Raw genomic sequence first — 26,902 nt, forward strand, 5'->3', positions numbered from 1 at the left:
ACGCCGATCATCGGCGTGGGACGGCGGACCCGGGCCGAATATCGTTCAGCCACGCTGTCGCCGGGAGACCCGCCGGCTCAGCGTCCAGGGCCCGAAGATGCCTCAGGCGCCGTTCACTTCACGGCCAGATTGAAGTACCCGCCTGCGGAAATGGCCTTGACTCCGGACTTCGCCACGGTCGGCACCGTGCTCTCCCCCAGCGTGTTGTGCCACCAGGCGACGACCTCCCCGGTGTCCTTCAGGGCCAGGCTGTGCTGGGAGCCGGCGCTGATCGCCACGACACCGTCATCAACCTCGATGGGCATGTCGAGCTGGTGATAGTTGTTGGTGCCCCAGCCGATGACCGTGTTGTTCTTGAGGGCGAGGACGAAGTGGGAGCCGGCGGCGATCGCCGTCACGCCTGACTGCGCCTCTTCCGGGATGGCGCATTCCCCGTGTTCGCTGTGTCCCCAGCACAGGACTTTGCCGTCCTTCAGCGCCACGCTGTAGTACACGCCCGCGCCGATGGCATCGACGCCTGACTGCGCCTCCTCCGGGACCTTCGTCTCTCCGCGGTCGCCGAAGCCCCATGCGACGACCTTGCCGTCCTCTTTGAGGGCGAGGCTGTGCAGATATCCGGCCGCCACGTTGGTGACGCCGGATTCCGTCTCGGGAGGCGGCGCCAGGCGGCCGCCCGGCTGGGTGTAGCCGCCCCAGGACCAGACCTTGCCGTTCTTGACCGCCAGGCTGTGGTCGTTGTTGGCGGCGATCGCCGTCACGCCTCCCCGGCGCAGATCGATCGGCACGAAAGTTTTGTCCATATCGCGGTCGCCCCAGGCGATCGGCACGCCGTCTTTGAGCGCGAGCGCGTGGTTGAGCCCGGCGGCGACCGCGGTCACACCTGACTGGAGGGAGTCGGGAGGTGTGGACTGGCCGTAGTAGTCGCTTCCCCAGGCGATGACCTGCCCGGCGGGTTCCGCTTCTGCGGACGCGGTGCCGGTCATGCTCACGGTGATGCACAGGGCAGCGCCTACGGTGAGTAACCGTCTGGCCTGTTGACCCAGGATCGTTTTGATCATGACAGGGAAGCATGACGACATTCCATAGCCTTGTCAAAAAGTACTAATTGTCCAATATGCCGCACATCATGACGGTGGGCGAAAGTTTTCATATCGCATGCCATGTATGTTGATAACCGTCATCAGGGCGGATAGTTCCTGGTCATCGCCCCCCAGAACGCCATCAACCGGTGGATGTCAGGCCCGGACGCCCTCCGCCACCCGCACGGCACCGCCTGACGGTTGCGACCTCGCCGGATCCACGGGAGGACGTCCCGTGTCCGTCACGCACAGAGAGGGGCCAAAGATTCGTTTTGGCTGCGGTCACCGTTCGCAACGAGGAGCTTGCCTCGTGTGCTCCTACGGTCAGCGTGGCGACGGCAGGACGGACAATTCGCAGGGGTAGGCGTCGGCGGGCGCGCTCAGCACCCAGACGATCATGGCAGCGAGCGAACGCGGCTGGATGCACAGCGCGGGATCGTGCGGGCGGCCGAAGTCGCTCCTGACCTCGCCCAGCAGATCGGTCGCCGTCGCGCCGGGATAAACCGTGGTAACGCGGACTCCGGAGGCCGCCTCTTCCTCACGCAGCGACTCGGCCAGCTCGCGCAACGCCGCCTTACTGGCGACGAAGGCCGACCAGCGAGCGACCCCGGTCGTTCCGGGCGCGGCATTGACGAAGATCACATGACCGCGGCTGCGCCGTAACGCGGGCAGCGTCAGCCGTACCAGCTCGGCGGCGGAGGCCACGTTCACCGCCAGCGTCCGCCGCCACGTCTCGGGACCGGCGTCGGCGACGGCCGCGACGGGGGAGATCCCAGCACGATGCACCAGCGCCTGCACTTCCCCCAGCGTTCCCACTGCGGCGGCCGCCGTCTCAGGCTCGGAGAGATCAACCTCGATCCCCGGCACGTTCAGCCGTCCGACGCCGCGCCCCACGGCCGTCACCCGATGCCCGGCCTCCACCAGCGCGTCGACCAGCGCCACCCCGATTCCCCCGGTGGCCCCGGTCACCAGCACATGCCCCATGAGTGATCATCGTATGCTCACAAGATGGACCGAACCCACAAACGTGCCTCCATGGTCATCCGGAAAGGGCGACAGCGGAGGCACGGATGCGGGCGGCCCGTCTGGCCAGACTGATCGCTACTGGGAACCCCAGTTTGCGTTACAGGTGCTCAAGCAGCGTCAAGATCCCTGCGGTTATCGCGGACCTCACCAACGTGCCGCAGACCTGAGTGGCCACGGCGACCACGAAACGAGCCGACGGCCGATCGACGCCCGAGCGGCAGGCCGGAATCGGCCTCCCCCGCATTCGGTACGGACGCCGGCCGACGCGCAGCTTCGCCTCCGGCCCGTGACGTCGTTTACGGGGAACGCCTTTCATGAATACCCCCTCTTGTCGGATCAGCGTTTGTCGCTGGTTCCCAGTAATCAGTCACGTCGCGGGCCCGCCAAGGAGTTTCGGATGGGTTCGGAGGGCCGGGGCGTTTTACGCCAGGTCAGCCGGGTTCTCCGAACAGGTCCGATTCGGAGAGTCCGCCCCCCGGACGAACGTGAACCGCGCCGGAAATGGCCGAGGATGCCGAAAGAGGGGTACGGCGCGTGATCCTTCAAGCGGGGTAAAATACCACCTGGCAAATCTGACAGCGTCCAGTGGCGCCTTGAAACAGGAAATGAAACACCTGGGGCGCGTGAAAGAGCTGAGGCTATCCGCGTACAGCTCCGGACCGAAGTCGGGAGTGCAGCCGACACACCGGCCGGTAGCGGCGGGAGGAAGCTGAAATGGAGCCACGTCAAGAACGCGACAGATCCAGCGCGATGGTCCATGCGCTCACGACCCTGGAACGAAAGGCCAAGGAGGTCAGGACTCGAACGGGACAACGCTCGACGAGATCCCTGCTCGCGAAGGAATCCGGAGTGTCCGAACAGACGCTCAGCGACTGGTTCAACGGCCGGCATCACCCACGCGACCTCGACCAGTTGATGAAGGTCGTCCGGGTGCTGACCAGGTGGGCCGACCGGCCGCCGGCCCAGTACGAACCCTGGAGCCGCCTGCTGGACCCGCATCATGAGGGCCCCGGCAACGGCATGACGAAACCCGTCGCCAACGGCCCCCTCGGTCGCGATACGAGCCACGAAGAATCGACGACGGCGCAGGACGTACTCCACAAGAAGCTGCCTGCGCGACTGTCACGGCGCAACCTCCTGGTCGGCGCCGCGGGAGTCGTTGCCGTCGCGGGGCTCGGTCTCGCCGGCCAGAAGATGTTCGGCACCCATTCGGGCGGGCTGCGGTGGAAGTTCCCCACCGAGGCTCCGGTGAATTCCCAACCGGTGGTGGCGGACGGTGTGGTGTACGTGGCGAGCGACGATCGGCATCTCTACGCCATCGATGCGGCCAGCGGAAAACAACGGCGGCGCTTCCCCACCGCCGACCGCGCGCGGTCGGGCCCCGTGGTGGCGAATGGCGTGGTGTACGTGGGAAGCAATGATCACTACCTCTACGCCGTGCAGGCGGCCAGTGGAAAACAGCAGTGGCAGTACGAGACCGGGGGACCGCTGGGATGGTCGTCGCCGGTGCTGGATGGCGGGGCCGTATTCGTCGGCAGTGAGGACCAACAGCTCTATTCGATCAATGTCACGAGCGGCCGACGCCAGTGGCAGATTGACACCAAGGGCACCGCGTGGGGGCCCGCTGTGGCGAACGGGGTGGTGTACTTCGGGTGCGACGACGGACTGCACGCCGTCGTAACAACCGATGGAACACACTTATGGACGCGTGCCACCCTCGCAACCGCCCGCCGGCCAACGGTGTCCAACGGCGTCGTGTACGTCGGTGACGGCGGCGGAAACGTGTACGCGTTCGACGCGATCAACGGCGAGCAATACTGGATCGCCAACGTCAAGGGCGAACTGTGGACGGCTCCCGCCGTAAAGGACGGGGTAGCCTATGTCGGCAGCGACGACAACTGCCTGTACGCCATGAACACAACCGACGGACGCCAACTATGGAGATTTCCCACCGGTTACCAACTGCGTTCCGCACCGGTCGTGGCCAATGGAGTGGTGTACGTCGGCAGCGGTGACGAACATCTCTACGCGGTGGACGACAAGGGCACAGAACAATGGCGGCTGAACGTCGGGGGTTACATCTGGTCGTCGCCGACCATCGCCGACGGGGTCGTATACGTAGGCAGCCCCGACAAGAACGTGTACGCCGTATTCACCTGAACACGACGCCCCTCGATGCCTTTGCACGTGGTGCCGACCGCTCTGAGTGGCCGGTTGGGCTGAGCTCAGTGATCAGTGCCTCCTCTCGTGCTTTGATACTCCCCGTGCAGGGATCTACGGGTCACGCGGCCGAGCAAGTGGCGCGAGGTGTAGTTATGGCCTTCGCCGGTTGCGGCACGATGGACTTCGCCTACGGCCAAGGATCCGTGTTCACCGGATTCACCACTCGCTCGGACCTCGACATCGTCGATCATCTGGGGTGAGGACGAACCGCCGCCTCCAGAACGACGGCCGGTTGAGCAGCTCAGCGACGCCGGCAGCACGCCCACCCAGTTCCATGACCTCACCTTCGGGCTCGACAAGATGCGCGCCTCCAGATGGGAGGTCGATGTCGCTCACTACCCGCGGACACGATTCGACTCCTGGTGCGCGCTGGTCAAGGCCGGTGACGGCTGGCAGGAGGAGGAGTGGCCCCAACCCCTTCACACGGTGGCCGGCTTCGTTCACGGAACCCTGCTGGCGGACGACGAACACGTCGGCCACGCCATCAGGCAGTCGAGCCGTACCCCACCTCCCCAGCTGATCGCCAAGTCGACGGCCGCATTGGAACAACAACTACCTGGTTATCGGGATGCCCTGCTCGACTGCGCCGACCGGGGAGACGAGTGGCTCTTTCATCAGCTTGCCGCACGACTGGTCAAGCAGATCTACATCGCCTGGTTCGCGCTGGAAGGGCACTACCTTCCCTTCCCCAAACGTCTACGCCAATGGATCCGGCACCTCGGCCTGAACGAGCAGGGCGTTCGGCTCGAACAGCGGATCTGGGAGACCGTCGCCCTCCATGAACGACGACTCGCCATCGCGCGCTTCGCCGACCATGTGCTCGCCAGTAGTTTGAGGGCACGAGCAGCCCGCTCATGACAGCCTGGAGAGCAATGTGACCGGATCTCCCGGCTCGTCCAAGGCCGGCTGGCTGCCCGCGTCCAAGCGGTGGATCAGACCGGCTCGACAGGTCGACCGGCACTCCCGCTCCGCCACAATGCCATCTCCAGAGCGTCCAGCACAAGCGCACCTCCAGACTCGACTAGGACATAAGCTAGACGTTATACTGCCCGTATGGCATGGGAGATCGTGCTACTTGAGCCGGTCGAATCATGGTTCCTCAAACTCTGCGAGAGCGATCCAGATTCCGCCACTCTGATCGAGAGGACCATTGACCGGCTTGCAGAAGTCGGCCCCGCTCTCGGACGTCCGTTGGTGGACACCCTCATAGACGGCGACATGAGCAACCTCAAGGAGCTACGCCCGGGCTCGCGCAAGCGAACCGAGATTAGAATCGTGTTCGTCTTTGACCCGGACCGGGAAGCGATCTTCCTCGTAGCCGGCGACAAGGCCGGTAGATGGTCGCGCTGGTACGAGGAGGCCATTCCGTTGGCCAAAGCACGCTATGCCGAGTACCGCGCCGCGAAGTCGGCCGAGACGAAGAGGGAGGACAAGCGATGAGCCCAGGACGCAATTGGCGTGAGATCAAAGCGGAAGCGCACCGGTTGCACCCCGAACTGGCTGACCCACAGCGTCAGGCTGCCGCCGATGCGCAACTGGATGCCTACGTCGCCGGCCACCATCTGAAAGAACTGCGCAAGTCTGTCGGCAAGACACAATCCGAGGTAGCGACTGCTCTCGGGATCTCTCAAGCACGCGTCTCCCAGATCGAGAACGGTGATCTGGATTCGATGGAACTCGAGACCATCCGCGCCTACGCAGCCGCGCTCGGTGGCCACGTCGATGTAACGATCAACGTTGGACCTCTCTCGGTACGGGTCGCTTGACCAAGAGCCTGCCTCCTGGTTGATGGATCGACATGCTCCGCCGAAGTGCTCGCCTGCCCCGGTACTCACGGGCCTGCAACCGTACATCGAAAGAGACGATTCCAGGGCCCCTGCAGTAGCGCTGTACCGGCAACGGGAGGTTGGCAAGATCGCGGCATTGTCCACAACCAGAAGCCTCTGACGGCCTATCGCCTGTTCAGGGCTTCCCGTTTGAAGTCCGGAGCTCCCGAAGCTGACGCGCGTCTTGGGCTGCTCCGCCGCCCTAAACTCAAACCTGTACGCTGCCGACAACGTAAGGATGCCCAAGGCCGGACCCGAATTGTCGCTTCCCCCGACGATCAGGCCCGCAGCACCGTGCTCTTCAACTCGCCGCCGAAATCCCCGACGCGGTCCTCACCCGAACCCTGGGCATCCACATCGCCGTAGCTGGCAACGCCTCTTCGCTGGTGACTGGGCCAACTACGCCGCGGAAGGAGACCACATGACCAGCAATAACACCCCTGCCAACGGTGAAGTCTGGGACCCTTTCGGCACGTTGCATCGCACGTTGTGGGTCGGAGGCGGCCAATGGGCCGGCAAGTCGACCGTCGCCCGACTCCTGGCCGTCCAGTACGGCGTCACCGTCTACCACTACGACTACCAGGACGCCCGCGGTCACAACGATCGCCGGATCGCCCGTCGCGTCGCCCTCGGCGAGCCCACCACCGAGCCCGACCCGGACAAGGGATGGGTCCACACCGCCCCGGAAGAAATGGCCACTGAGACCCTGTCCGGCTTCCCTGTCCGGTTCGAATGGGCTCTGGACGACCTGCGCGCGCTCGTCTCCGGCCACCCGATCATCGCCGAAGGCTGGGGACTCCGCCCCGAACTCGTCGCCCCCATCATCGACTCACCACGCCGGATGGTCGTCATGGTGCCCACTCCCAAGTTCCGCGAACACCAACACCACGAACTCCCCCGAGCCGCCTCACTCGGGCATCGCGTCAGCGACCCGGCCCGAGCACAGGCCAACCGCCTCACCCGGGACCGCCTCGTCGCCGAGGACGCCGTCCGCACCGCCCACCAACTCGGCATCCGCGTGATCGAAGTCGACGGTTCCCGCGACGCCGCTGCAATCGCGGAGATCGTCGCCGACCATTTCAGCCCCTACCTCCCAGAGCAAGACCTTAAGGCTTGATCACCAGAGGCATTCAGAGGGTTCCAAGGACCGACGTCACCATTACCCTCGCTGGGGGACAATCCCTCTCACGGGGAAACTCGTTTACATACTGGCGACCAAGTGCCTGGTGGTTAAGAACCCGGACATCGTCGTGCTCCTCTGGCCGGAGGGCACCGAGCCGCTCCTGGAGAACGGAAAGCGAGGCGCACGCCTGCCAGGCAACGGACCCGTGCTCCTGGAAGGCGCCGACGTGCAGATCGGCGGAGGATACATCGACCGGAAGCCCGGCCTGAAACTCCCGATGGATTGTGCCGCCGAAGCGCTCACGCACATGGCCTGAATCCCATCAAGGGAGTACTCCACACGCTGAGGGCCCCCTTGCATCTACGACTGAGTTCCGGGCCAGAGTCGAGGTTCGATCCCATCCGCGGAACCTGACCAGAGTTCCTGCAATCTCTTCGCCCCCGAACGCACAGTTGTCCAGTCAGTTGCAGGTACTCGACTCATCGCCATTTGAGGGAAGGTCGCGCGACGCACATGTTCGGTGCGCAGCTGTCCCAAGTCCAGCTCGACGCCATCTGGCGCCCCTCTTCGCTCAAGCTCAGCGACCCGCTCCTCCATAGCTGTTATCACCCGCCGCCCGAAATCCTCGATCGCCGCGACGAACTCTGACGTAGGCAGGGCGACCCGACCGCTGCAAGGACTTACGAAGGCCACCTCGTCGTCCTCAGGATTGCGCCACGTCACGATAACCTCATCGCGGTCACCTGCCCGACGCCACATACGGATGAGTGGCGCCACACGCAACGGCCCGGTGTAAAGAGTGTGACCCGCATGCCAACTCAGAGCGGTCCAGCAGGGTTCGGGAAGGTCATCAAGATCTTCAGAGCCGGCCTCAACGCTGATGTCCTCCCTCTCGATGAACCAGGCCAGATCATCGGGCACCGGCTCCAGCACGTCTGCGGCCATTCCCAGAATGTCCTCCCACAGCCGCGCCACGTAGTAGTCCGCATAGGGCAGGTCGTCGTCTCCGCTGCGCCTGAACAGCTCATGGCTGCCGATCTCGATCCAGTACCAGCCGTCGGTCAGCGCAAACCAATGCAGGACGGGTGCTTCACCGCCCCACGGCGCGACCTCAGAGAGCGGACGCATCCGGAAGCGAAAAGTGATCGCCTATTCATCCTTCCCGTGTGAGACGACAGGCGGGAAGTCCTGCTCCCCCGGTGGAAGGGAGAGCTGAACCCTTTTGCTCGGAGGCATCAAAGCAAGATCGCTTTATAGGGTGCACTTCGAGGAGTGGATCGCGGCCGATGTCAGGTCTCTGCCTCGGGTCGAGTACGCGCGTCATCCAGATCGAGTTGCCGCGTTCGGCGTCCTCAGTGACGCGCTCGCTTCGGTGGAAATCGAGCTTCTCGAGGACGCGGAACGAGGGTGCGTTCCACTCCCGCACAGTCGCCCAGAGTCGCCTACGTCCTGTCCGAGTCGCGGCTTCGACGACCGCACGGGCGGCTTCCGTCGCGTAACCATGACCGTGAGCACGTTGTGCCAGCTCGTATGCGAGCTCAGGTTCGTCGAGAGATGCCTGACCGACAATCAATCCGCAGTACCCGATGAACTCGCCGGTATCTCGCAGCTCGATCGGCAGCAACCCGAGCCCCGGATCCGCCGCCAGCGGATTGTCGAGGAGCCAGCCACGGATGTCCTCGGCTGTCGGGCGTCCCTCGGCGTCAATCCGCCGAAGTGATCGTGGATCCCGCTCAAGCCACAACCCGCGGTACTCCTCAGCATCCGCCGGCACCCACCGCCGCAACCGCAGCCGCTCGGTCACCAGCTCCGCCAGCAGATCCTCATAGGTCCTCACCCGACCAACCTGGGACGACCTGGACGCCACCGTGATCTCCGCGTTCCAAAACCACCTCGAAGCCGAGCGGAACAACAGCATCCGGACCCGGAACGTCCAGCTGACCGCGATCCGCTCGCTGATCTCCTTCGCGGCCCTGCACCACCCCGAGCATGCCCTGCTCATCCAGCGCGTCCTGGCCATCCCGCCCAAACGATTCGACAAGCGGCTGGTGACGTTCCTGACCGCATCGGAGGTGGACGCGCTGCTGGCGGCGCCGGACTCGTCTCGCTGGGAAGGCCGACGTGACCGCGTCCTGATGCTCCTGGCCATCCAAACCGGCCTGCGCGTTTCCGAGCTCACCGGCCTCAACTGCGGCGACGTCACCCTGGGCGTCGGCGCGAACGTCCGCTGCGAAGGCAAGGGCCGCAAACACCGCGCCGTCCCGCTCACCGGGCCCGTCCGTGACCTGCTCCGCGTCTGGCTCACCGAACGAAACGGACGCCCCGATGACTCTCCCCGCCCGCGGAGCCGCCCTCCGCCAGCACATCCAAGACAGCCCCTCCCCGATCATCGCCGACGCCCTCGGCTTCCACCCCGTCACCACGGCCAAGCTCGCCGCCGAGACCGGAACCACCTACAACCGCTACACCCCAGGCGACCACACACAGCCACTACTGCCCAGGCCACCTCGCCGAACTAACGACAATTGAATAAGCGAGCCCACCAGTCCGGAACCCCCGAAGGCAGAAGCGGCATACCAAGGGAGTTGAATAACCACACTAAGTTTTCGGGTGCGTCGACAGGGGGCTGAGATGAACCGGGATGAGATATGGCCGGCGATCGACCACGAGCGGTCCACTCTCGCGGACCTTCTTGACGACCTCTCCGACCAGGAATGGGAGGTCACATCCCTGTGCTCGGGCTGGCGGGTGCGCGACGTTGCCGCCCACCTGACCCTTGCCCATATGGGTGTCGCGCAGGCGGCGCGTGAGCTGCTGAAGGTCCACGGAGATATCAACTGCATGCTTCACGACACCGCCGTACGGCAAGCCGAGTTGCCCGTGCACCAGATCAGCGCCCTGTTGCGGGGCATGGTGGGCTCCCGCAGGAAGGCGCCCGGCGGGCAGCCGCTCTTGGACATCCTCGTCCACGGGCAGGACATTGCCATCCCCCTCGGACGAGACCGCCCAATGCCAGTGCGGGCCGCGGCCTTCTCCGCAACCCGGATCTGGACCATGAAATGGCCCTTCACCATGGGATGGTCCTTTCATGCCCGTCAAGAGTTGAACGAACTCGAGTTCGCGGCCACCGACTACGCCTGGTCCGTGGGACAAGGACAGAGAGTTGAAGGTTCCATCGCGGCGATCCTCCTGCTGCTGAATGGACGAAGTGCCGCCCTGACACGCCTATCGGGCCCCGGCATGACCGAACTGCGTGCTCGCCTGCCAGTGGCCACCCAGCCCTAGCCCGGTGCTGTCCAAGCAGCGGAGAAGGTCTAGGCACCAGCACACATCTTCTGCGTCCGCTTGCAGAGACGTACCGATCACGCCCGATTCCGGGACGGGACCGTCATGACAGAGTGAGCAATGTGGATAGACCAACGGACGATCAAGACATAGTTGAGATCTTGAGGGCGGTCCGGGTCGGCGACATCGTGTCGGGGACGATCACACATGTGGGACGTCCTCACGGGGCTGCAGTGAGGCTCGACGGGCGCCTGGGTCTGGCATCGGCGGACATCGGGCCTTTGGACGTCTCCTGGTGCCGCCGGTCGGATGGGGTCATACAGGTCGGCCGGCACGTCACCGCCGAAGTGATCGATGTCGATGAGAAACGGAAAAGAATTGGCCTGTCCCTGGCCGCGACCGAGAATCCCGAACTCTGGGCATTTCTGAAAGGACTCCGCCCTGGCGAGGTACTCAGCGGCGAAGTGGCAGACGTGCAGCGGTTCGGTGTGTTCGTGGCTCTGGATGATGGGCCGCCGCATCCCATCTATCCAGGAGTAGGTTTCATCACGATCCCCGAGCTGTCCCGGCGACATTTCAATGAGGTTTCTGAGGTCGTCGCGGTAGGGCAGCGGGTCACCTGTTCCGTTCTCTGCTTCGATACCTACCATGGCGAAGCCAGGCTCTCCCTTCGCGCACTTCAGCCTGATCCCTTCCAGGAGTTCGCCGACGCGGCTCGCGAGGGACAAGAGTTCTGCGGAACCGTGACCAAGCTCGTCCCGTTCGGAGTCTTCGTCAGGATCGTAGAAGGCATCGAGGGCCTGGTGCCCTTGGACGAAATCGCCTCTATACCTGTCGCGACTCCCGAACAGGTCGTTCAGGTCGGCGACCGCGTCAAGGTGACCATCATCAGCCTGGACCGCGATGCCCGCCGATTGCTCCTCTCCCGAAAGAAGGCTGACTCTGATCCTCTGTCGCCTTGACGGCACCTGGACGGAGGCAGCACGCTCCGGGACCGATGCGAGCGCGCCAGCCCCGTCGCCGACCCCTGCTCCACCGCCCTGTTCCAACTCACCACCGAACTGCACGCCCGCATGCTCGGCATCCAGGTCGACGCCGCCGTGGCCTGGCAACGAGCCTCCTCCGGGGACTGGATGACCTACGCCGCCGAAGGAAGGACTCATGAAAATATCGATAGCGGTCGCGCAGATCCCCATCACCTGGGACATCGCACAGGATCTGCCGACCATCGCGGCGGTTCTGGCCGACGCTCAACCGGACGAGATCGTTGTGCTCCCCGAGGGCGCCCTGTCGGGTTACGGCTCTGACCTGTCGGTGCTCAGCCGCCTTGACCCAACGACGCTCGCACACGCCATCGACGATCTCACCACGTTGGTGCGCGAGAAAGCCGTGCACCTGGCTGATGGCCCCCTCACCGTCGGCGTCCAAATCTGCCGCGAGATCCGCTTCCCCGAACAATGGCAATACCTAGCCAACGCAGGGGCACAAGCCTTCATCTACCTCACCCACGCCGCCAACCTCACAGAACCCGCCGGAGTCTGGCGAAGCCACCTGATCAGCCGGGCAGCAGAGAACCAGCGGTTCGTCCTCGCCGCCAACGTCGCCGACCCTCACCAGCACTGCCCCAGCATGATCATCTCGCCACGCGGAGAGAGTCTCGCCGAGCTACCCGCCAACAGCACCGACAGGCTTCGGGCAACCATCGACACGGATGAGGCCTCCGACTGGTATCTCGATCAGCGGAGGCGCGACATCGTCCACCTTCGCTACCAGAACAGGCCAGCAGAGTAGCCATTCGGACAGGTCTAATATCCGACGGTGCCGTTACACCTGCTGGAGGAGACCGGCGCGCGGCAACTGAAGCCATCTCCGGCTCTCCTCGGGAAACAGAATCAGGTGGCTCCCGAAGGCGCCGAGACACCAATTGAAGATCAGAAAACGAAAGGCCCCTGACGGCGTGGGTGATGCCTGTTCAGGGGCCTTTCGACTGCAGAGCCAACGAGGGGAATCGAACCCCTGACCTTCTGTTTACAAGAGACTTCGAGGTCGTCCACAGCTGTCCATGACTCTCGCGGTTCCCAGGTCGCGCCCCGCATCGGAGGATCGGCGGTCCACAGCCATCCATGATCGTCCAGAACAGCTGTTAGCACCAGTGTTAGCAAGATCGTGCCGCGAGGTCGTCAGCCTTTACCCTGGGCGAGTGCCTTTCAGAGAACTCCCGAGCCCTGACTTACCCGAGCTGTCAGCACTGTGGCGGTCGCACTGGCCGGATAGTCCCCAATCGCTTATCAGCTCCACTGCGATCGGGACCGCTAGGTGCGCTTTCACAGCCTGCCGGAATCCAAGCGGTACGCCGACACCGCCACCGAATACCAGATCCTGCTCGACCGCTACAACACCGTGCTCACCGAACTGTTCGCCGGCCACCCCGTCTACATCGTGACCATGAGCTTCGTTCCCGACGAAGGCATCGAGGTGTGGTCCCCCACCGATCCGCACGCCCTCAATCCCGGCTCACGCCCATGGACGAGGCTCCGCGAGGACGACGACGACGATCCCGGCGGAACCATGCACCTACACGTCAGCGAGCAGCGCTGGAAGCCACGAATCCTGGACCCCCTGCTGCGGGCGGTCGCCGATGACGAGTGCCCCGGCGTCATCATCATGGACACCGACCTGCGACGCCTCTACCTCCCCTACGACGGCGGCGCCGACGTCATCCTGACCAACCCGCAAGAACGAGACGCCCTGAAGAACTCTCACGCCGACTGGCTCTCTACACACCCGCTCGGACTCTGATCCCACCCGTTACCCGACGTCCTACTTGCAAAGCAAATCGAACTCCAGTTCCCGGCGGTCACGCATGGCCTGTGACCTGCGCTGACAGTGTGAGAACGTCCGCTGATGTTTGTGATCGTCTCTACCGGTTGTCACGCAGAGTCCGGATGTGAGCTTCTGGTTGGCTTGTCGGGGCCGTCCAAACGGGTGCATCGATCTGAAGGGGCCAATTTCTCTGCCAGTAACCACAACGAGTTGTGGTTACTGGATGAACAGGACGCTGGGCCCGTCAGCGGGCTCGTGGATCTCGCCGAGCGTGCGCAGGAAACGGCGGCTGTGCTGATACAGGTATTCCTCAGGGAGCCAGCCGGTGGCGCGGGTAATGCCGGCGTCTTGCAGGTCGTGGCGAATACGGCGGGCGAGCATCGCGGCGACGGCCTGTCCGTGACGGGTGCGGGTGATCCGGAAGTCGGTGAACTTGCACAAATCAAGTGACGGCTGCTGGAACTGAATCTCCACGGTGCCGAGGACTTCTCCGGCGGTCACGCCGCCCGATGGTCGCTTCTCATAGGACCATCGGCGAAGATCCCACACCCGCGGCTCGTCCTGAAACTCAGCCTCTCGTACCTGCACCTGGCCATCTTCGCCGACCACGGCGACATACCGGATCCGGTTGTCGGAGCATGGGGTGAGGTACATGTGGCGGCGTGAGCAGAGCGGATCCCAGTGGTAGGCGAACCAGATCAGTGACGCGGCCAGATCAGGATGGGTGCCGGTCCATCGATCGTCGAAAAGGAACCACTGCTCGAAGTCGTCATAACCGTCGTGGATGAACATCTGGGCCACATGCTCGCCCACCTGGATGACGGTGCGTTCGCGATGACGCTCTCGTTCGGGTGGGATGGTGTCCAGTAGACGCAGCGCTTCTATATGGGAGCGAGGCGGGTGAGGCTGCTCCCCTGAAAGCCACCTGTACTCGGGCCAGCGGTTGCAGCGCTCCAGCGCAGCGGCGATGCCATCCTCGTCGGGTGCGACCAGTGCGCGCAGCACCTCCAGTTCCAGGGGCCATTCGTCGGTGGAGGTGTCGAGGTCGCGTAGCGCGACGCCGAACTGTGGGAGTCGTACGCCGGGTAACGCATGAGTGGGATTCCAGCCGATGCTGTCATGCTTCGCCTTGCAGGTGAGCAGGACGGCGTACACGGTCCCTTCCCCCGAAGGCGGGTGGTCGGTCAAATCGGTGACCTGTAGCGGCGCCGTGAACGCCGTGGTGCTCAAAGGAGGGCTGGCGGCCTCGGGTAGCGGCCCGTCGTGTACGGCGAAAGACCACCGCTCGGGATTGGCAGCGACGGCGGCATCGTCCACGAGATAGTAGGCCACATCGTAGTCCAGTCCGTTGGCGAGAACGCGCACGCTGTGCTCGTCGACGTTGCACTGGTAGGACTCCGGGAGCCGCGTTCTGGCCAGAGTTCGCAGTTCCTGCATGGTTTGCGGAGCTGGGCCCCCCTCCGAGAAAAGCCGGTCCAGCCCATAGGCGGTCGTGCCCAGCTCGCGTGTGAGCCAGTCATAGGGGTCTTGGGCGCCAGCATCACTCCAAACATTGCGGACCCAGTCCAGCACCGTTGGCTCGGCCACATGCCGTACCGACTTGCCCAATATCCCTTGATTCCACGATCGATAGATCACATACATAGTGGCCCGCCTGAAGATCGCCGAGTAGGGGCATCCTAGCGACGCCCGATCTAGCGAATCGCCGACGCCCTCAGCGCTCGCGTGCAGGCCGAACAACAGCAGATCGCCAAGGGCTAATGGCACGTTAATGGCACGAACGCCCCGCCACGTGATCAGCGGCGGGGCGTTTTCCCTGGTGGAGCCCAGGAGATCCGAACTCCTGACTTCCTGCTTGCAAACGGGAGCCAGTCACTACGTTGAGTGGTCTTCCTCCTGGTCAAGCTGCAGACCCTGCCTGCCCGTGGGAGCTGGTGTGCGTCGACGTTGCTGTACTTCTCTGCTGTACAGCAACTGGTGGCGCGACGGATGCCGGCATCTGATCCGTAGAAGGATCATGGACGTCCACGACGTCCACAGTGGACAGAACAGCCTGCTCAGATGGCCTCTCGCCCACCTCCGTCCACGTTCGTCCAAGGCCGTTGTTAGCAACTGCATTAGCAAGACCAGTTCCGCTGCATACCATGCTCCAAGCAGACGTTGACTGCTCAAAACGTGCTCCCGCTAGGCTGCGATCGTGATAGGCCGAGAGGGGGAACTCCTAGCTTGAGCAGGGACGCTACCCAGTCGGGAATGGGACGATTTCGCAATACTTCAGCGGCCAGGCGCTGGACGCTTGGGGCCACGCACGCCCACTGTAAGGACTGGCCGCATATCGCAGAGGAGCCCCCTCCGTGGACTACATCACCCCCGTCCTTGCCGCCGTCATCGCCGTAGTGGGAACGTTGAGCGCGTCGATCTACACTCAGCGATCCGCACTTCGAGGGAAACGGATGGACTTCGACCAAGCCCAGGCCCAGCGGAAAGAGGATCGGGAAATCATTGAGCGGAAGGCATGGCTGGAACAGCGACGCGCATGCTACGTGGCGTTGAACATTGCTATTAGGCAATATCACGCAGCTATCGCCGATCTTCTACATGGTATACGCGATGACAAGATAGGTGAAGAGGTGAGAGCTGACCTCGCACAGGCACGCCGCTCATTTATCGAGCGGCACGCTGAAGCACAGATGACTGCTCCGAGGGAAGTGCTGGTGGCCGCCGGCGCAGTAAGAGGCCATCTTAGTAGCTGGTATGGGCTGGTCAGGAGATTGGACCAAGGGATTGCCCACGAGGGAGAGACTCTCGACACGGCCTTCGCCAACAGCGAGCGGTTCTGGGAACGAATTGAGTGCATGCGTACGGCTATGCGAAGTGACCTTGGAATCGTAGATGCCTCCGATGAGCCATCCGAGCTTAAGCGGAACACGGGAAGCGAGTGACAACACAGCGCCGAAGTCGCCGCCTATTAGCGCCTGGTGCGGATGCGCGTCGAGAAGTCTCTATGCGTCGTGTTGCTCTCAGCCCTCGCTTGGGTCACTTGGTCTTTCCTGCCGCAGGACAAGCGCGAGACGGTGCTCTCATTCGTCGAGCAGTTCGCTCAGTGGACTAAGGCGATCGGTAAGGGGAGATGGCTGAGACACAAAGAAGGCCCGCAGGGCTCTACCTTGCGGGCCTTCTTGTCCCCGATGCCGTGATGAGTGAGATCCCTCCCGCATATCGCGGTCGCGAACTGCGGGCGGCTGTCCTCGTCGGCGGCTGTCTTCTCAGTGGGGTTCCGTCCCATTCTCGTCCACCGGATACTGCGGTCTCCAACGAAGCGGCCCTCCGAGCTCGATCACTTCCTGCTCGAAGCGCACTCTCCCGATCTGTGTACGCAGGCATCCCACTTTGAAGTGAGTGTTCCGCTCCGGCCAGCATGGCCGCGCCACTGCGTCTATCAGCTGCTTAAGAGTATCCGCTCTCGGCAACTGTTTGAGGTAACGGAGAGACGTCATATGCAAGTCCAGCACAGGCAGCTTCCCTGCATAAAGCTGCTGGGGTGTACCTACCGCCCAAAACCAGGTGATCTCTTTGAAGCTAGGCCATTTTGGAGGGAAAACCGGGGCCGCATTTGAAGTCAGAATTACCGCTCGGAGACCGCCAAGCTGGCGGGCAGCACTTAGGATCAGCTCGGAAGTCTTTATGGACTCCTTTAGAGTATGTGCGTCGATGGGCCACTTGACCTCCACACACAGACCTATGCCCGCGGAGGGATCGATCGCTACCACGTCCAGATCTCCAGCGATACTGCCGTCTGGCCTTTTGACCTTGACTCCCTCTGCCACCAATACGTTGGGAATCTCACGGAATAGTGCCGCCCACTCACTAGCCCGCTTGCCAAGCTGATTACTTACCTTGCCGAAACGGGACGGATTGGCAGCGACGGTCCGCAGCAGCAGTCGCTCGATTCCGATCGCGTTGATGAGAGCCGGACTGACGATAAGCCTGTCTCCACAGGGGATCAACGGAGCCGCCAACGGGCTAACGCCCGGACGGAATGTGAGGAGATCGATCATCTCCTGAGCAACGCTCAGATCTCCCCCATCCTCAACGCTCTCCACCAGCCTGGCAGCCATCTCCTCTCTAGAAAGCCATGCCAAGGTGGAACCGGGATGGCCGGTGAGAGCAGCACAGGTGTCCAGCACATGGCACATGCCAACCAAGCTCGCCCAGTGTTGAACAACCACACCCAAACTGAGCCGACCCCCTAGAGAGAACTCAGAGGACAGATTCCCCTCCGGCAAGGCCTTCCGGTAGGCCTCGACCTCTGCTCTAGCCCATCGCGTCGCGGCTCTTCTAACCAGTAGAGGAATCCCTCTCACGGGCTTCGCAGGAGTAAGACTCATGACCCAGCGGTCGATCTCCGGAACACGGTGGTTCGAACTTCTCCGCGGGCTTGTCAACAACTCCAGATAGACGTCAGCCGCTTCGATGGACGGATCCTGTGTGATGGCCAAACTGAATCCGCCTGACGACTTGGTGACTGAGAAACCGCCGACTCCAAGAGCTGTTTGAAGTCGTTCGACCACGTCAAACTCTTCAGCCATGGCCAGGACCTGGGCAGCGTCTTTGACTGAACAGGATCCCTCGCCATAAGGAAATTCGGCGTTCCAGCGCACCAACCTCTCAAAAATCCTCGTCCACAGCGCCGAATCCGCCGTGACGTGCGGATCTCCGAGGCGGAGAGCTTCCTTGTGCCGCTTACGCGCCGCCTCCTGGAGGATAGTGAGGATCCTATCCGCTCCACCGTTCCATGTCGCCAATCTTGATACGACGCGCCAGCGCCCTCTCAGATATTCCCTAACTTCTTCCTCAGCACTTTGCACATGTCCTATTTCGACACACTGGAAGATCGCAGGCAAGGGGATTCCTTCGCTTGGGCCACCCTCAGGTCTGGAAGCCCGCAGGTTCGCCCTTCACTCCGTTACACATCGCACCGTGCCTGGCCGATCGGCCGCGCCCTACTGACCCAACCAAACCCTCGCTGGGCGCTCGCACTGTTGGGCTTCTGCATCGGGTAGTACATCATGCGCTGCGGCCAGGCCGGAGACTCCGCAGGTGAGGGATACGCCTGACTCCGGCCAGTTCGGCCATTGTGCCATCAGGATTTGTCGGGCCGAGGTTGTAGCGTTCTCTCACCGGCTGGTGGCTCTGGGGAGGCGACTCCGCCGGGTTAGAGGTCAAGCGTATTCGATCAATGAGGGGGGCGTATGGCGACGCTGCCTACGTGCTTTCGGGACGCTCTGTCCAACATCCAGCCGACGGAGGACGAGAAGCACGCGGCCGAGGCGCATGCCGAGGTCAGCAAGGTGCTCACTAGCTACGACAAACTGAAACGGCTCGGCATCAAGCCGATACTCATCGGCTCATACGCACGTGAAGCTTCGATCCGGCGGGTCAAGGACGTCGATGTGTTCGGACGGCTCACCGAGGCCGATGACACGCTTGCGCCCGGCAAGGCCATGGACATGTTCGGGGAGGCGCTCGACGAGGAGTACGACGACCGCGTGGAACGGCAATACAGGTCCTTCAAGATCGACTTTCCCGAATTTGACCTGAGCGTCGACGCCGTGCCCGCGCGACCCTGCGGCGACCACTGGGAGATTCCGAACCGACCCAACGAGCGAGCGCGCTGGGTCGAGACCAACCCCACCAAGCTCAACGAACTGACCACGGCCGCTAACAAGGTGTTTACGCTCAACGGCTCCGGCATCTACGTGCCGATGGTCAAGCTCGTGCGCCAGGTACGCCGCACCTGGGTGGCCGACCAGCCCGGCGGGTTCTTCTTCGAGATCATGACCTACTGGGCGTTCCAGAACACGAAGCCTAGCCAGAGCAGCCATGCGGCTTACCTGACGGTGATCTTGGAGGTCATCGCCGAGACGCTGCCCGATGTCGCTGACGACGGGCTGGATGACCCGACCCTGCCGGGGAAGACGATCAGCACGAAGGCAACCAACGCCGACTTCGATGCCGCCATCAAGAAGATCGCTGAGGCGGCTACGCTTGCCCGCGCGGCGCTCAATGAGGAGGACTCGTGCCGCGCGGCAGCGCAGTGGCGGAAGCTGCTGGGTAAGACCAGCGAGGGAGAGTATGTGTTCCCGCTGCCGACGTACTGCAACGCCGACGGCACCAGTCGCGCGTCAGTCACCACCCGGGTTGTCGGGGCCGGTACAGTCGCCGGGGCTGCCACGGTGCCGGCTGGCAGCGACCGATTCGCGTGACGCGAGCGTGGGAGGCCGACATTGCCGCCGAGTGCGACGCCTGGCGCGCCGCACTCGGCACGGCTGGTTTCTCCGACGACGGCCACACTCTGCGTGGGCCGGTGCGTTGGCAACATCCGGACGGTCGGACAGTCATCGCGACGATCGAGGTGACCATCACCGAGTCATTCCCATTCAGCCCGCCCAAGGTCCGGATCCTAGATCCTGGCCTTGCCATTGAGCTGACCTTTCACCGCGAACGTGACGGTTCCCTATGCCTGTGGCGTTCCGACGTCGACGTTTCTGATGCGCCATGGCAGGCCCCGGAGCGGCTGTTGGACCGCGTGGCGGTGTGGCTCACCAACTCCGCTGCCGGCTGGCCCAGCGACGACGACTGCGATCTCGAACGCTATCTGCTCCCTGATTCCCAGCTGGTGCTCTACAACCGCGACGTGCTTACCGCCATATCGGGCTGTGTCCGCACGTTCACCGATCCCGCCACCGGACGGGTGACTATCAGCGGTGAATCGCAGCGTCCGCCCAGCCGATGGAGAACAAGTAAGCGCCAAGACGGGCGACGTGGCCGGCGGCGCCAACCGAAAATCGGCCGCAAGCAGCGCCGTCTGGCGTGGGTGACCGACATCGGCCAGGTTGACAAGCCGATCTACGACTGGGATTCACTTTGCACGACGCTAGGCCCCGATGCAGGCGAGGTCAGGCGGCTGGTCTCGATCGGTGTGATCGACTTTGTGCTGCTTCGATACCGCCGGTCTTCGGCTACCGGCGTGCTGGCCATGGCGGTTCGTACAACCTCCGGCAAAGCCCGGTTCGATGTGCGGGCATGTGAAAGCGCCGATACGAGCGTCACGACCCGGATACTGCGTGCCGGCGCTTCAGCAGCGAAGCTCTCCGACCGGCGCGTCGCGGTGGTCGGCACCGGCGCGATCGGGTCGTTCGTCGTCGACCTGCTGTTCCGGCACGGGGTGCGTCAGTTCACCCTGATCGACCCGCAACTCCTCCGTCCTGGCAACTTGGTGCGCCATCTCGCCGGTGAGGCCCTGGTTGGCTACTCCAAGGTTTCCGCAGTGAAGGCGAGATTGGCAGGGCTTGGATTCGACGTCTCTGGGGTCAACACGCGGCGCGACGAAATCGTTACCCCGGACCAGTCGATGGCGCTGCTTCGCGACCACGATCTGATCATCGACGCTACCGCCAGCCCGCGCACCACGGCCCTGCTAGCCTGGGCCGCCCGTCACGTAGATCGACCCGTCATAACGGTGTGCGCGCAGCGACAGGGCACGGTCGTACGGGTTGACCGCTTCCCCCTGCGTGGTGGGGAGCAGCACCTGAGCGCGTTGCCGCCGCTCCCTGGTCCTGATCTTGGCCGCGAACATGGCTGCGACAACCCGGTATCGCCGACCCCTCCGGCAGCGGTAGTGGCCGCCGCACAGCTGGCGTGTCGCGCAGCCGTTGATGAGCTGATCCTTGACTGTGCGTTACCCGCTACGCTGCTCGACGTCCTCGCCCCGCAGGAGCCGCCATTCGACGTGATTGGCATGCGCATGGGCAGCGCGCGGTGACCAGCGGCCGCCTCGTGCGGGTCCGGCTTGCCGCCCAGGCGACCGACAAGCTGCGCCGACACGCGCGGCCAACGACCAACCGGGAACGCGGCGGACTACTGCTGGGGTGGTGGGATCACGGTGACATCATCATCCAGCTCGCAGTTGAAGTAGGGGACCCCGGCGCCACCTTCACGACGTGGACCCGACACGAAACCGCAGCGCAGCGGGCACTCGACAACGCCCGCGCGACCCTCTCCGACCCCTTAATCGGTTACGTAGGAGACTGGCACACCCACCCCGCCCCCATCGGCGCCAGCCCCACCGACGAAGCGGCCTTACGCCGAGCCTCCCGCCAGTACGACCAGCCGATCGCACTTATCGTCACCCTGCCTGACGGTAGCCTCGACGTCCACACCGCCCGAGCGGGCTGGTGCCGTCCTGCCCACGTCGTGATCGAGCACACCGAGACCTAGCCGATGGCCCTACCTGCCCGCGCCGCGGCGCTTCGAGGTGACGACTACCAGCACATGATCGGCTGGTACTGGGCGTGCCAAGCCCTTGTCGACCCCGATATCGTCTCGGTCAGCGTCGAAGACACCAGCGGAGGAGCCTTCGACGACGTCGTCGTCCTTCGACGTGCCGGCCGCAGCACCTATGAGCAGATAAAGAGCTCGAACACCGACGAAATAGTGATCGACGCTGTCTGGCTCACTACCCCGGCGACCGCCAGCGGAAAAAGCCCGCTACAGCACTTCCACACAACCTGGGCCGCCCACCGTCACGAGTCGCCCCAGCCGATATTCCGCCTCGTCACCAATCGAGCCTTCGACCCCAACGATCCGATCCTGCAGCTACGCGACAAACTGACCAACACCGTCGCCCGGCTCCTCACGCCGAAAAGCACCCGCACCAAGGCTGGAAAACAGCGCCGCCTCTGGGCAGCCCACCTCGGCGTCGACGAGACGACGCTGATGGCCTTCCTCGACGACTTCGAGCTACACCACGAAGGTGGCGAGACATCCTGGATGCGACAAGCCCGAGACGCCATGCGCGGCGCCGGGCTACGCACCGACGAGGAGGCCATCATCCTCGGTCGAGACCTTGTTCGCGACTGGGTGAAGACGGGCGCTGGACCTCAGACCCGTGATGCCATCCGCCGCCAGGCCACCGAGGCGAACCTGCTCGCCCGTCACGGCACCCTCGTCTTCGCTGTACACGCCATCGACCGCCCCGCCCACAACCTACAACCCGTGCTCACGGTCGACTTTGTCGACCTCTACGACGGCTCCACCGATCGCGAACGCCGTCAGCTGCGGCGCTCCGACGACTGGCAGAACATCGTTGCACCCGCTCTTGGAGAGGCCGTGCGCAACTTAGAGGCCTTCAGCGTCCGCCGGGTGCACATCATCGGCGCAATGCGGCTCCCCCTCTGGTTCGCCGTCGGCGTACGCCTGCCGGACATCCGAGGGTGGGTCGTGTCCCTCGACCAACGCAACGTCGAGTGGCGCAGCGACACGCCACCAACCAATGTCGACGCGAGGGTGCTCAGTCGCGTCAGCATCAACCAAGGTCTCGATCTTGCGGTTGCCGTCGCGCTAACCCATGACGCCACTGATGACGTCGCCGCTTACCTTCGCCACGTTGGCGCACCGATCCGCGAGCTGGTTGTGCTCGGACCTCCCAATGGTCCCGGGCAAACCTCTATACCCGACGCTGCGTTCGCCGTCGGTTGGGCACACGCCGCCCGCAAACGAGTTCGGACCGCGGTTAGCCAAACTCAGGCACCGAGGGTCCACCTGTTCCTTGCCGCGCCAGCAGGCGCCGCCCTGATGCTCGGTCACCACTGGAACCTAATCCCACCAACTACCGTGTACGAACACCTCGGCACCAGCTACGCCCGGACGATCATGGTCGACTGAAATCGGGATTATCGGCAGGAACCGCGTACGACCAGCTCGCTTTTCCCACCCCTCTCATGCCATGGATCACCTGGCTGATGGCTACCTGAGTGGAGGTTGCGTTAAGCGCCCGAGCCATCGTGTCAAGGGGACTGTCTCGTCCAACGAACACTGCCGAGGGGGCTTGCAGCAGGTTTGTCAGTCTGCCGCGTAGTTCCACCTCTACGAGGGCCTTGAGCGTGCCCTGCTACAGCTTGATGATCGGCGAATAGTCCCCCGTACTGGCCTCCCCGATGATCTGGCAGCGACCGAGCGCGCGCTCCTGAGCACCGAACAGCAGGGTTGCAACCGACCTTCCGCTTTCAGGCGGAGCAATAGCCCTGCCCGGCTGATCGAAACTGTGGTCAGGCGCGTGTGGACGGTGGCGCGGATGCGTCGGTGTATGGACGCTGCTCTCACCTAAGCCATGGGCATCCGGTGGCAAGGCCCGACGGAGGAGGGCCGCGGCAGCCGATGGCCCAGACCGCTTCTGGCGAGATCCAAAGTCAGCGATCGTCACGGCCTCAACCAATCACTTCATTACGAGTGAAGCGGAGGACCGTGGTCGAGAGCCGGCGCTGCTGCTCAACCGTGTGACGCCGTACGAGACGATCAGGCTGCGTGAGGCGGCGTTGCTGTACTTCTCTGCTGTACCGCAGACCACAGCAACCCGCGTAATCCCGTGGCAAGCCGACCCGGAGCGCAGGGCCGCCAGGCCCGAGCACCGGAAGCGGCGCGGCAGCCCGACCTCCGACCACGCGCCGTGGCCTGGGGGTAGACGGCGATGTCTTCACTCAAGGTTCGTCAGTGAGCCGCGTGGCCACCCAGCCGAGGCCCACACCAACCGGTCCACCCATGAGGCGTCAACGGCTCGTTGACATCAGGCGCGACTCCGAAGTGCTATCAATGCAGGTCAGCGCGTCGAGGTCGCTACGGTAAGTAATTCTGACTCCTGATAACCATCTGAGTCTCAGCAACTCCACTCTCGGAGGCATCAATAATTTAAAAAAGACCCGCGCAACAGAGGGAGCAAAAAATGCACAATGGCCGTAAGCTCTGCAAGAAAAAGAGAGGATGTCGAAAGATCGTCATCCTCTCGCCATGGGGAACGCTGATGGTCGTTCTGGTCATCATCCTCGTCTTCTACGCGCCGGCCGCGAGCGAGCGGATCACGGCCATCGCCACGCTCATTGCCGCAATTACTGCGGCCCAGTTCTACCTGCCTAGGCAGGCCACATAGGGATTTGAGGAGGTGGAGCGGCAACGGCGCGGCGTTCGTTCAGAGAAGCCCGCCCAACGCCCACCACTTACGGTCCTCTGCGGGGCGAGATGCGCTGTTAAGGCGCTCTCGCCTACGGAGATCCAGATAGGCGTCTTCGGCGCTTGAATCTCCGACTTGGAGTTTCAGAAACCTCTGCTCGGCAGCCTGACGGCTTTTGAGTCCCAGAGCAGAGGAGATTCGCGAATATGAAATTCCTCGCCCTCGCGCCTTTTTTAGCAGATCGCCCTCCGCCATGTCGAGCAGCTTCCTGCTTCCTTCGATAAGAGTTAATGCATTGAGGATATCCTGATCACTAGCTCTGAACCCTGGGCAGAAATGAGCGATGTAGTCGATTACGATAGCCGCCCTAGCGATCGGCCCTCGATGCTCTTGTCTGATTTTCTCTAGATGGCGCTCTAGTGTCTCGTTGAGAGCTTTGTAGAAGCGGGTAGTCAGGGGAAGCTCGTCATCATTCATTGACTCTCCATTCGGACTCGCCAGGAGGCTCACCCTTCGGTACTACGAATTCTTGGTACTACGAACTTTGCCTGAGCGTATTGATCACCTCGGGACCGGAGACTCTCGCCGGAGACAATGCCCTGATCGTCATCCGCTCACGCCAGCGGCATCCAACGCCCGGCCGTACTAAGCACCGGATTGCCGTCTTCCTGCTGCTCGTCCTGGCGGTCATTGGCGCGTGGGCGCTGCTGGCCGCGACCGGCCGGAGAGCCGCAGCGCGGCCAGCAGAGCGCCCACGCGCCGCGGGCCGCCGCAGGCGGGCCGCCTTGAAATCGTAGAGAAAGTTCTCATCCGCGGAACGCGCAACCCAAAATGATCTTGATGTGTCCAGGCAAAAGCCTCCGCGGTAGATGTCCGTTTGCATCACCGGCTGCAGATATGACGGTGGCATGATCGCAAGCGAACTATCTGCCCGGTGATGCCCTGATCAGAGTTGGCGGGATGATGGGATACCCAATGCTCGGCGTGTTGTTGGCGCGGTTGTCCGATTATCGAGGGCTGAGCCCTGATGACCTGTCCCGTCTGGCCGAGGTCTCTGAGGCCGAGGTGCAGGAGGTGCGTGACGGCGCGGAGCCTAGTTCCTCGCTGCTCCTGCGGCTTGCTCCGGCGCTTGGCTGGCACGATGTGGACCTTTTCGCGTTTGCCGGGATGCCTGTGCCTGACGAACTCACTCCCTTGGACGCCCGTGCCGGGAGTTGGGTTGCGTCTCTGATCAACCAGGCCAGGTGCCTGCCATCGGAACACGTTGACGAGTTACGGCAACGCGCCCGGTCACTTCCGCAGCGTCCCCGCACGCGCCCGTTTCCGCCGCCGCATCCGTGGGAGCAGAACGAGCCGAGCTTCGGTGCGGCGCTCGTCCGGATGCTCGCGTATCGGAACCTTGGCTGGACGAGTGCGGCCAAGTGCCTGCTGTGCCTCACCGGTCTGGGATTGGCCGGCGCCACAATCGGCGGTATCGGCCGCGGCGTCAAGGAACTGAGCCCTGACCTGCTTGCCAGATTCGCAACCGTGTTGGGCATTCCGGTCGGCGACCTGGCCGCCGTGACCGGCATCGCTCCTCCCGAGAGCCCCCCACCGGCATACCCAGCGGCGGCCGATCTGGCGGGGTTGATTTGGGACGTCCGACGGCTGACCTATGAACAGGTGCGGCATCTCCACGACGAGGCCGAAACTCTTCAGAGCGACTAACTGGATCTGCCAACCCACCACGACCGGTGACGGTGTTGGGGCCCGGATCCTCATCACATTCCATGAGGATGAGTCGCTCGCACACGTGGCTACCATACGCACCCTTCGAGTAGGGCCTGCCACGTGGCATGCCCCTCTCGCGTGCTCATGCGGTGGGTCTCGAAGGCCTTTCCGGAGTCTGGGTCGGTACGCCTAAGGAACGCTTGGCCACCGGTGGCGCACAGTTCGTAAATGTCGCCATCGCAGTGGCAGGTCCAGAGGAGTGTCCTGCGTCGTGGCTCCTTGCGGGCGGTGAGCCATACGAGCCGTGTGCAGTTCGGTTGCGGCTCGGGCAGGTGGGGAGACAGGCAGTCGTTCATGCGGCTTGGCCGGCGGGGGCGAGCGGGATGAGGGCCCAGACTGTGCGGCCGACTTCGTCTCCATGGACGCCCCAACGCGTGGTCAGGGTCTCCACCAGGTGGAGGCCGCGTCCGCTCTGGTCGTCGTTTTCGGCTTGGCGTAGATGTGGGGCGGTGGGGCCGCCTTCGTCGAGGACGGCGAGGATCAGCAGAGTGCTGCCCGCGTGGAGGGTGACGCCGAATCGGCCACCGAGAAGTCCACTTCGGGTGTGGCGGATGGCGTTGGTGGCCAGCTCGGACACGACCAGTTGGGCGGTGTCGGTCTCGGGGCGGTCGCCCAGGTAGCTCATGACGAACTGGCGTGCCTCGCGGACCTGGGGTCTGGTGCCGGGGAAGTTGCGACACCACCGGTGGATCTCTTTGGGGCTGTTCAGCGTTGGGGACATCGCCGTTTCCTCGCGTTCGTG

General features: G+C 63.5%; 26 protein-coding genes. 18 read left to right on the top strand and 8 right to left on the bottom strand.

Annotation, left to right across the window (positions count from 1 at the left end; all coding sequences use genetic code 11):
- Positions 1–113: 113 nt before the first annotated feature.
- Both ACFOY2_RS39550 and ACFOY2_RS39555 read right to left on the bottom strand, forming a co-directional pair.
- Positions 114–1,058 (bottom strand): RCC1 domain-containing protein, encoded by a 945-nt coding sequence (locus ACFOY2_RS39550; RefSeq protein WP_379533244.1) that lies wholly within the window; start codon positions 1,056–1,058, stop codon positions 114–116.
- 345 nt (positions 1,059–1,403) lie between these two features.
- Positions 1,404–2,063: an SDR family NAD(P)-dependent oxidoreductase gene (locus tag ACFOY2_RS39555; RefSeq protein ID WP_379533245.1), complete on the bottom strand. Its 660-nt coding sequence runs from the start codon at positions 2,061–2,063 to the stop codon at positions 1,404–1,406.
- 891 nt (positions 2,064–2,954) lie between these two features.
- On the opposite strand from ACFOY2_RS39555, the gene ACFOY2_RS39560 reads away from it, so the two are divergent.
- From ACFOY2_RS39560 to ACFOY2_RS39585, 6 genes are all read left to right on the top strand, one after another.
- Entirely contained in the window at positions 2,955–4,265 is a 1,311-nt protein-coding gene (locus tag ACFOY2_RS39560) for an outer membrane protein assembly factor BamB family protein (RefSeq protein WP_379533246.1), read from the top strand.
- Between the two features lie 363 nt (positions 4,266–4,628).
- Positions 4,629–5,186 carry a DUF4037 domain-containing protein gene (locus ACFOY2_RS39565; protein WP_379533247.1) on the top strand — a complete coding sequence of 186 codons (558 nt, stop codon included), beginning with the start codon at positions 4,629–4,631 and terminating at the stop codon, positions 5,184–5,186.
- A 195-nt stretch (positions 5,187–5,381) separates the two neighbouring features.
- Entirely contained in the window at positions 5,382–5,768 is a 387-nt protein-coding gene (locus tag ACFOY2_RS39570; RefSeq protein ID WP_379533248.1) for a type II toxin-antitoxin system RelE/ParE family toxin, read from the top strand.
- The gene (locus tag ACFOY2_RS39575; protein WP_379533249.1) at positions 5,765–6,094 is read left to right on the top strand and encodes a helix-turn-helix domain-containing protein; all 330 of its coding nucleotides are present in this window, start codon (positions 5,765–5,767) and stop codon (positions 6,092–6,094) included. The genes ACFOY2_RS39570 and ACFOY2_RS39575 overlap by 4 nt, the downstream gene beginning before the upstream one ends.
- 481 nt (positions 6,095–6,575) lie before the next feature.
- Positions 6,576–7,271 (top strand): hypothetical protein, encoded by a 696-nt coding sequence (locus ACFOY2_RS39580; RefSeq protein ID WP_379533250.1) that lies wholly within the window; start codon positions 6,576–6,578, stop codon positions 7,269–7,271.
- Between the two features lie 109 nt (positions 7,272–7,380).
- Entirely contained in the window at positions 7,381–7,593 is a 213-nt protein-coding gene (locus ACFOY2_RS39585) for a hypothetical protein (protein ID WP_379533251.1), read from the top strand.
- Between the two features lie 44 nt (positions 7,594–7,637).
- Here the strand turns inward: ACFOY2_RS39585 and ACFOY2_RS39590 are convergent, their stop codons facing one another.
- Both ACFOY2_RS39590 and ACFOY2_RS39595 read right to left on the bottom strand, forming a co-directional pair.
- Positions 7,638–8,423: a DUF5984 family protein gene (locus ACFOY2_RS39590; protein ID WP_379533329.1), complete on the bottom strand. Its 786-nt coding sequence runs from the start codon at positions 8,421–8,423 to the stop codon at positions 7,638–7,640.
- A 7-nt stretch (positions 8,424–8,430) separates the two neighbouring features.
- Positions 8,431–9,114 (bottom strand): GNAT family N-acetyltransferase, encoded by a 684-nt coding sequence (locus tag ACFOY2_RS39595; protein ID WP_379533252.1) that lies wholly within the window; start codon positions 9,112–9,114, stop codon positions 8,431–8,433.
- 31 nt (positions 9,115–9,145) lie between these two features.
- On the opposite strand from ACFOY2_RS39595, the gene ACFOY2_RS39600 reads away from it, so the two are divergent.
- The 5 genes from ACFOY2_RS39600 (at position 9,146) to ACFOY2_RS39620 (ending at position 13,361) form a co-directional block, all read left to right on the top strand.
- A complete protein-coding gene (locus ACFOY2_RS39600; protein WP_379533253.1) occupies positions 9,146–9,796 on the top strand; it encodes a tyrosine-type recombinase/integrase in 651 nt (216 codons plus the stop codon).
- A gap of 112 nt (positions 9,797–9,908) precedes the next feature.
- The gene (locus tag ACFOY2_RS39605) at positions 9,909–10,562 is read left to right on the top strand and encodes a maleylpyruvate isomerase family mycothiol-dependent enzyme (RefSeq protein WP_379533254.1); all 654 of its coding nucleotides are present in this window, start codon (positions 9,909–9,911) and stop codon (positions 10,560–10,562) included.
- Positions 10,563–10,684: 122 nt separating this feature from the next.
- Positions 10,685–11,524: a S1 RNA-binding domain-containing protein gene (locus ACFOY2_RS39610; protein ID WP_379533255.1), complete on the top strand. Its 840-nt coding sequence runs from the start codon at positions 10,685–10,687 to the stop codon at positions 11,522–11,524.
- A gap of 199 nt (positions 11,525–11,723) precedes the next feature.
- Positions 11,724–12,353, top strand: a complete 630-nt coding sequence (locus ACFOY2_RS39615) for a carbon-nitrogen hydrolase family protein (RefSeq protein ID WP_379533256.1) — start codon at positions 11,724–11,726, stop codon at positions 12,351–12,353.
- Between the two features lie 525 nt (positions 12,354–12,878).
- Positions 12,879–13,361, top strand: a complete 483-nt coding sequence (locus ACFOY2_RS39620) for a DUF3885 domain-containing protein (protein ID WP_379533257.1) — start codon at positions 12,879–12,881, stop codon at positions 13,359–13,361.
- 240 nt (positions 13,362–13,601) lie between these two features.
- Here the strand turns inward: ACFOY2_RS39620 and ACFOY2_RS39625 are convergent, their stop codons facing one another.
- Entirely contained in the window at positions 13,602–15,029 is a 1,428-nt protein-coding gene (locus ACFOY2_RS39625; protein ID WP_379533258.1) for a hypothetical protein, read from the bottom strand.
- A gap of 710 nt (positions 15,030–15,739) precedes the next feature.
- Here ACFOY2_RS39625 and ACFOY2_RS39630 point away from each other — a divergent pair.
- Positions 15,740–16,327, top strand: a complete 588-nt coding sequence (locus ACFOY2_RS39630) for a hypothetical protein (RefSeq protein ID WP_379533259.1) — start codon at positions 15,740–15,742, stop codon at positions 16,325–16,327.
- A 324-nt stretch (positions 16,328–16,651) separates the two neighbouring features.
- Here ACFOY2_RS39630 and ACFOY2_RS39635 read toward each other — a convergent pair whose 3' ends face one another.
- Positions 16,652–18,289, bottom strand: coding sequence for a hypothetical protein (locus tag ACFOY2_RS39635; protein WP_379533260.1), 1,638 nt, complete (start codon positions 18,287–18,289; stop codon positions 16,652–16,654).
- A 348-nt stretch (positions 18,290–18,637) separates the two neighbouring features.
- Between ACFOY2_RS39635 and ACFOY2_RS39640 the strand changes: the two genes are divergently transcribed.
- The 5 genes from ACFOY2_RS39640 to ACFOY2_RS39660 all read left to right on the top strand — a co-directional run bounded on the left by ACFOY2_RS39640 (position 18,638) and on the right by ACFOY2_RS39660 (position 24,369).
- Positions 18,638–19,651 carry an SMODS domain-containing nucleotidyltransferase gene (locus ACFOY2_RS39640; protein ID WP_379533261.1) on the top strand — a complete coding sequence of 338 codons (1,014 nt, stop codon included), beginning with the start codon at positions 18,638–18,640 and terminating at the stop codon, positions 19,649–19,651.
- Positions 19,648–21,210, top strand: coding sequence for a ThiF family adenylyltransferase (locus ACFOY2_RS39645; protein ID WP_379533262.1), 1,563 nt, complete (start codon positions 19,648–19,650; stop codon positions 21,208–21,210). Before ACFOY2_RS39640 ends, ACFOY2_RS39645 begins: the two co-directional genes overlap by 4 nt.
- Before the next feature lie 14 nt (positions 21,211–21,224).
- A complete protein-coding gene (locus tag ACFOY2_RS39650; RefSeq protein ID WP_379533263.1) occupies positions 21,225–21,665 on the top strand; it encodes a Mov34/MPN/PAD-1 family protein in 441 nt (146 codons plus the stop codon).
- Positions 21,666–21,719: 54 nt separating this feature from the next.
- Positions 21,720–23,111, top strand: coding sequence for an SAVED domain-containing protein (locus ACFOY2_RS39655; protein ID WP_379533264.1), 1,392 nt, complete (start codon positions 21,720–21,722; stop codon positions 23,109–23,111).
- 1,054 nt (positions 23,112–24,165) lie between these two features.
- Positions 24,166–24,369 (top strand): hypothetical protein, encoded by a 204-nt coding sequence (locus ACFOY2_RS39660; protein ID WP_379533265.1) that lies wholly within the window; start codon positions 24,166–24,168, stop codon positions 24,367–24,369.
- A gap of 39 nt (positions 24,370–24,408) precedes the next feature.
- Here the strand turns inward: ACFOY2_RS39660 and ACFOY2_RS39665 are convergent, their stop codons facing one another.
- Positions 24,409–24,867 carry a hypothetical protein gene (locus ACFOY2_RS39665; protein WP_379533266.1) on the bottom strand — a complete coding sequence of 153 codons (459 nt, stop codon included), beginning with the start codon at positions 24,865–24,867 and terminating at the stop codon, positions 24,409–24,411.
- Positions 24,868–25,365: 498 nt separating this feature from the next.
- Here ACFOY2_RS39665 and ACFOY2_RS39670 point away from each other — a divergent pair, with 498 nt between their 5' ends.
- Positions 25,366–26,097 carry a hypothetical protein gene (locus ACFOY2_RS39670; RefSeq protein WP_379533267.1) on the top strand — a complete coding sequence of 244 codons (732 nt, stop codon included), beginning with the start codon at positions 25,366–25,368 and terminating at the stop codon, positions 26,095–26,097.
- A 355-nt stretch (positions 26,098–26,452) separates the two neighbouring features.
- Here ACFOY2_RS39670 and ACFOY2_RS39675 read toward each other — a convergent pair whose 3' ends face one another.
- On the bottom strand, positions 26,453–26,881 hold the full coding sequence (locus ACFOY2_RS39675) for an ATP-binding protein (RefSeq protein ID WP_379533268.1): 429 nt from the start codon (positions 26,879–26,881) through the stop codon (positions 26,453–26,455).
- Positions 26,882–26,902 lie beyond the last annotated feature (21 nt).

This window comes from Nonomuraea purpurea (assembly GCF_042650645.1).
Classification (GTDB): Bacteria; Actinomycetota; Actinomycetes; order Streptosporangiales; family Streptosporangiaceae; genus Nonomuraea; species Nonomuraea purpurea.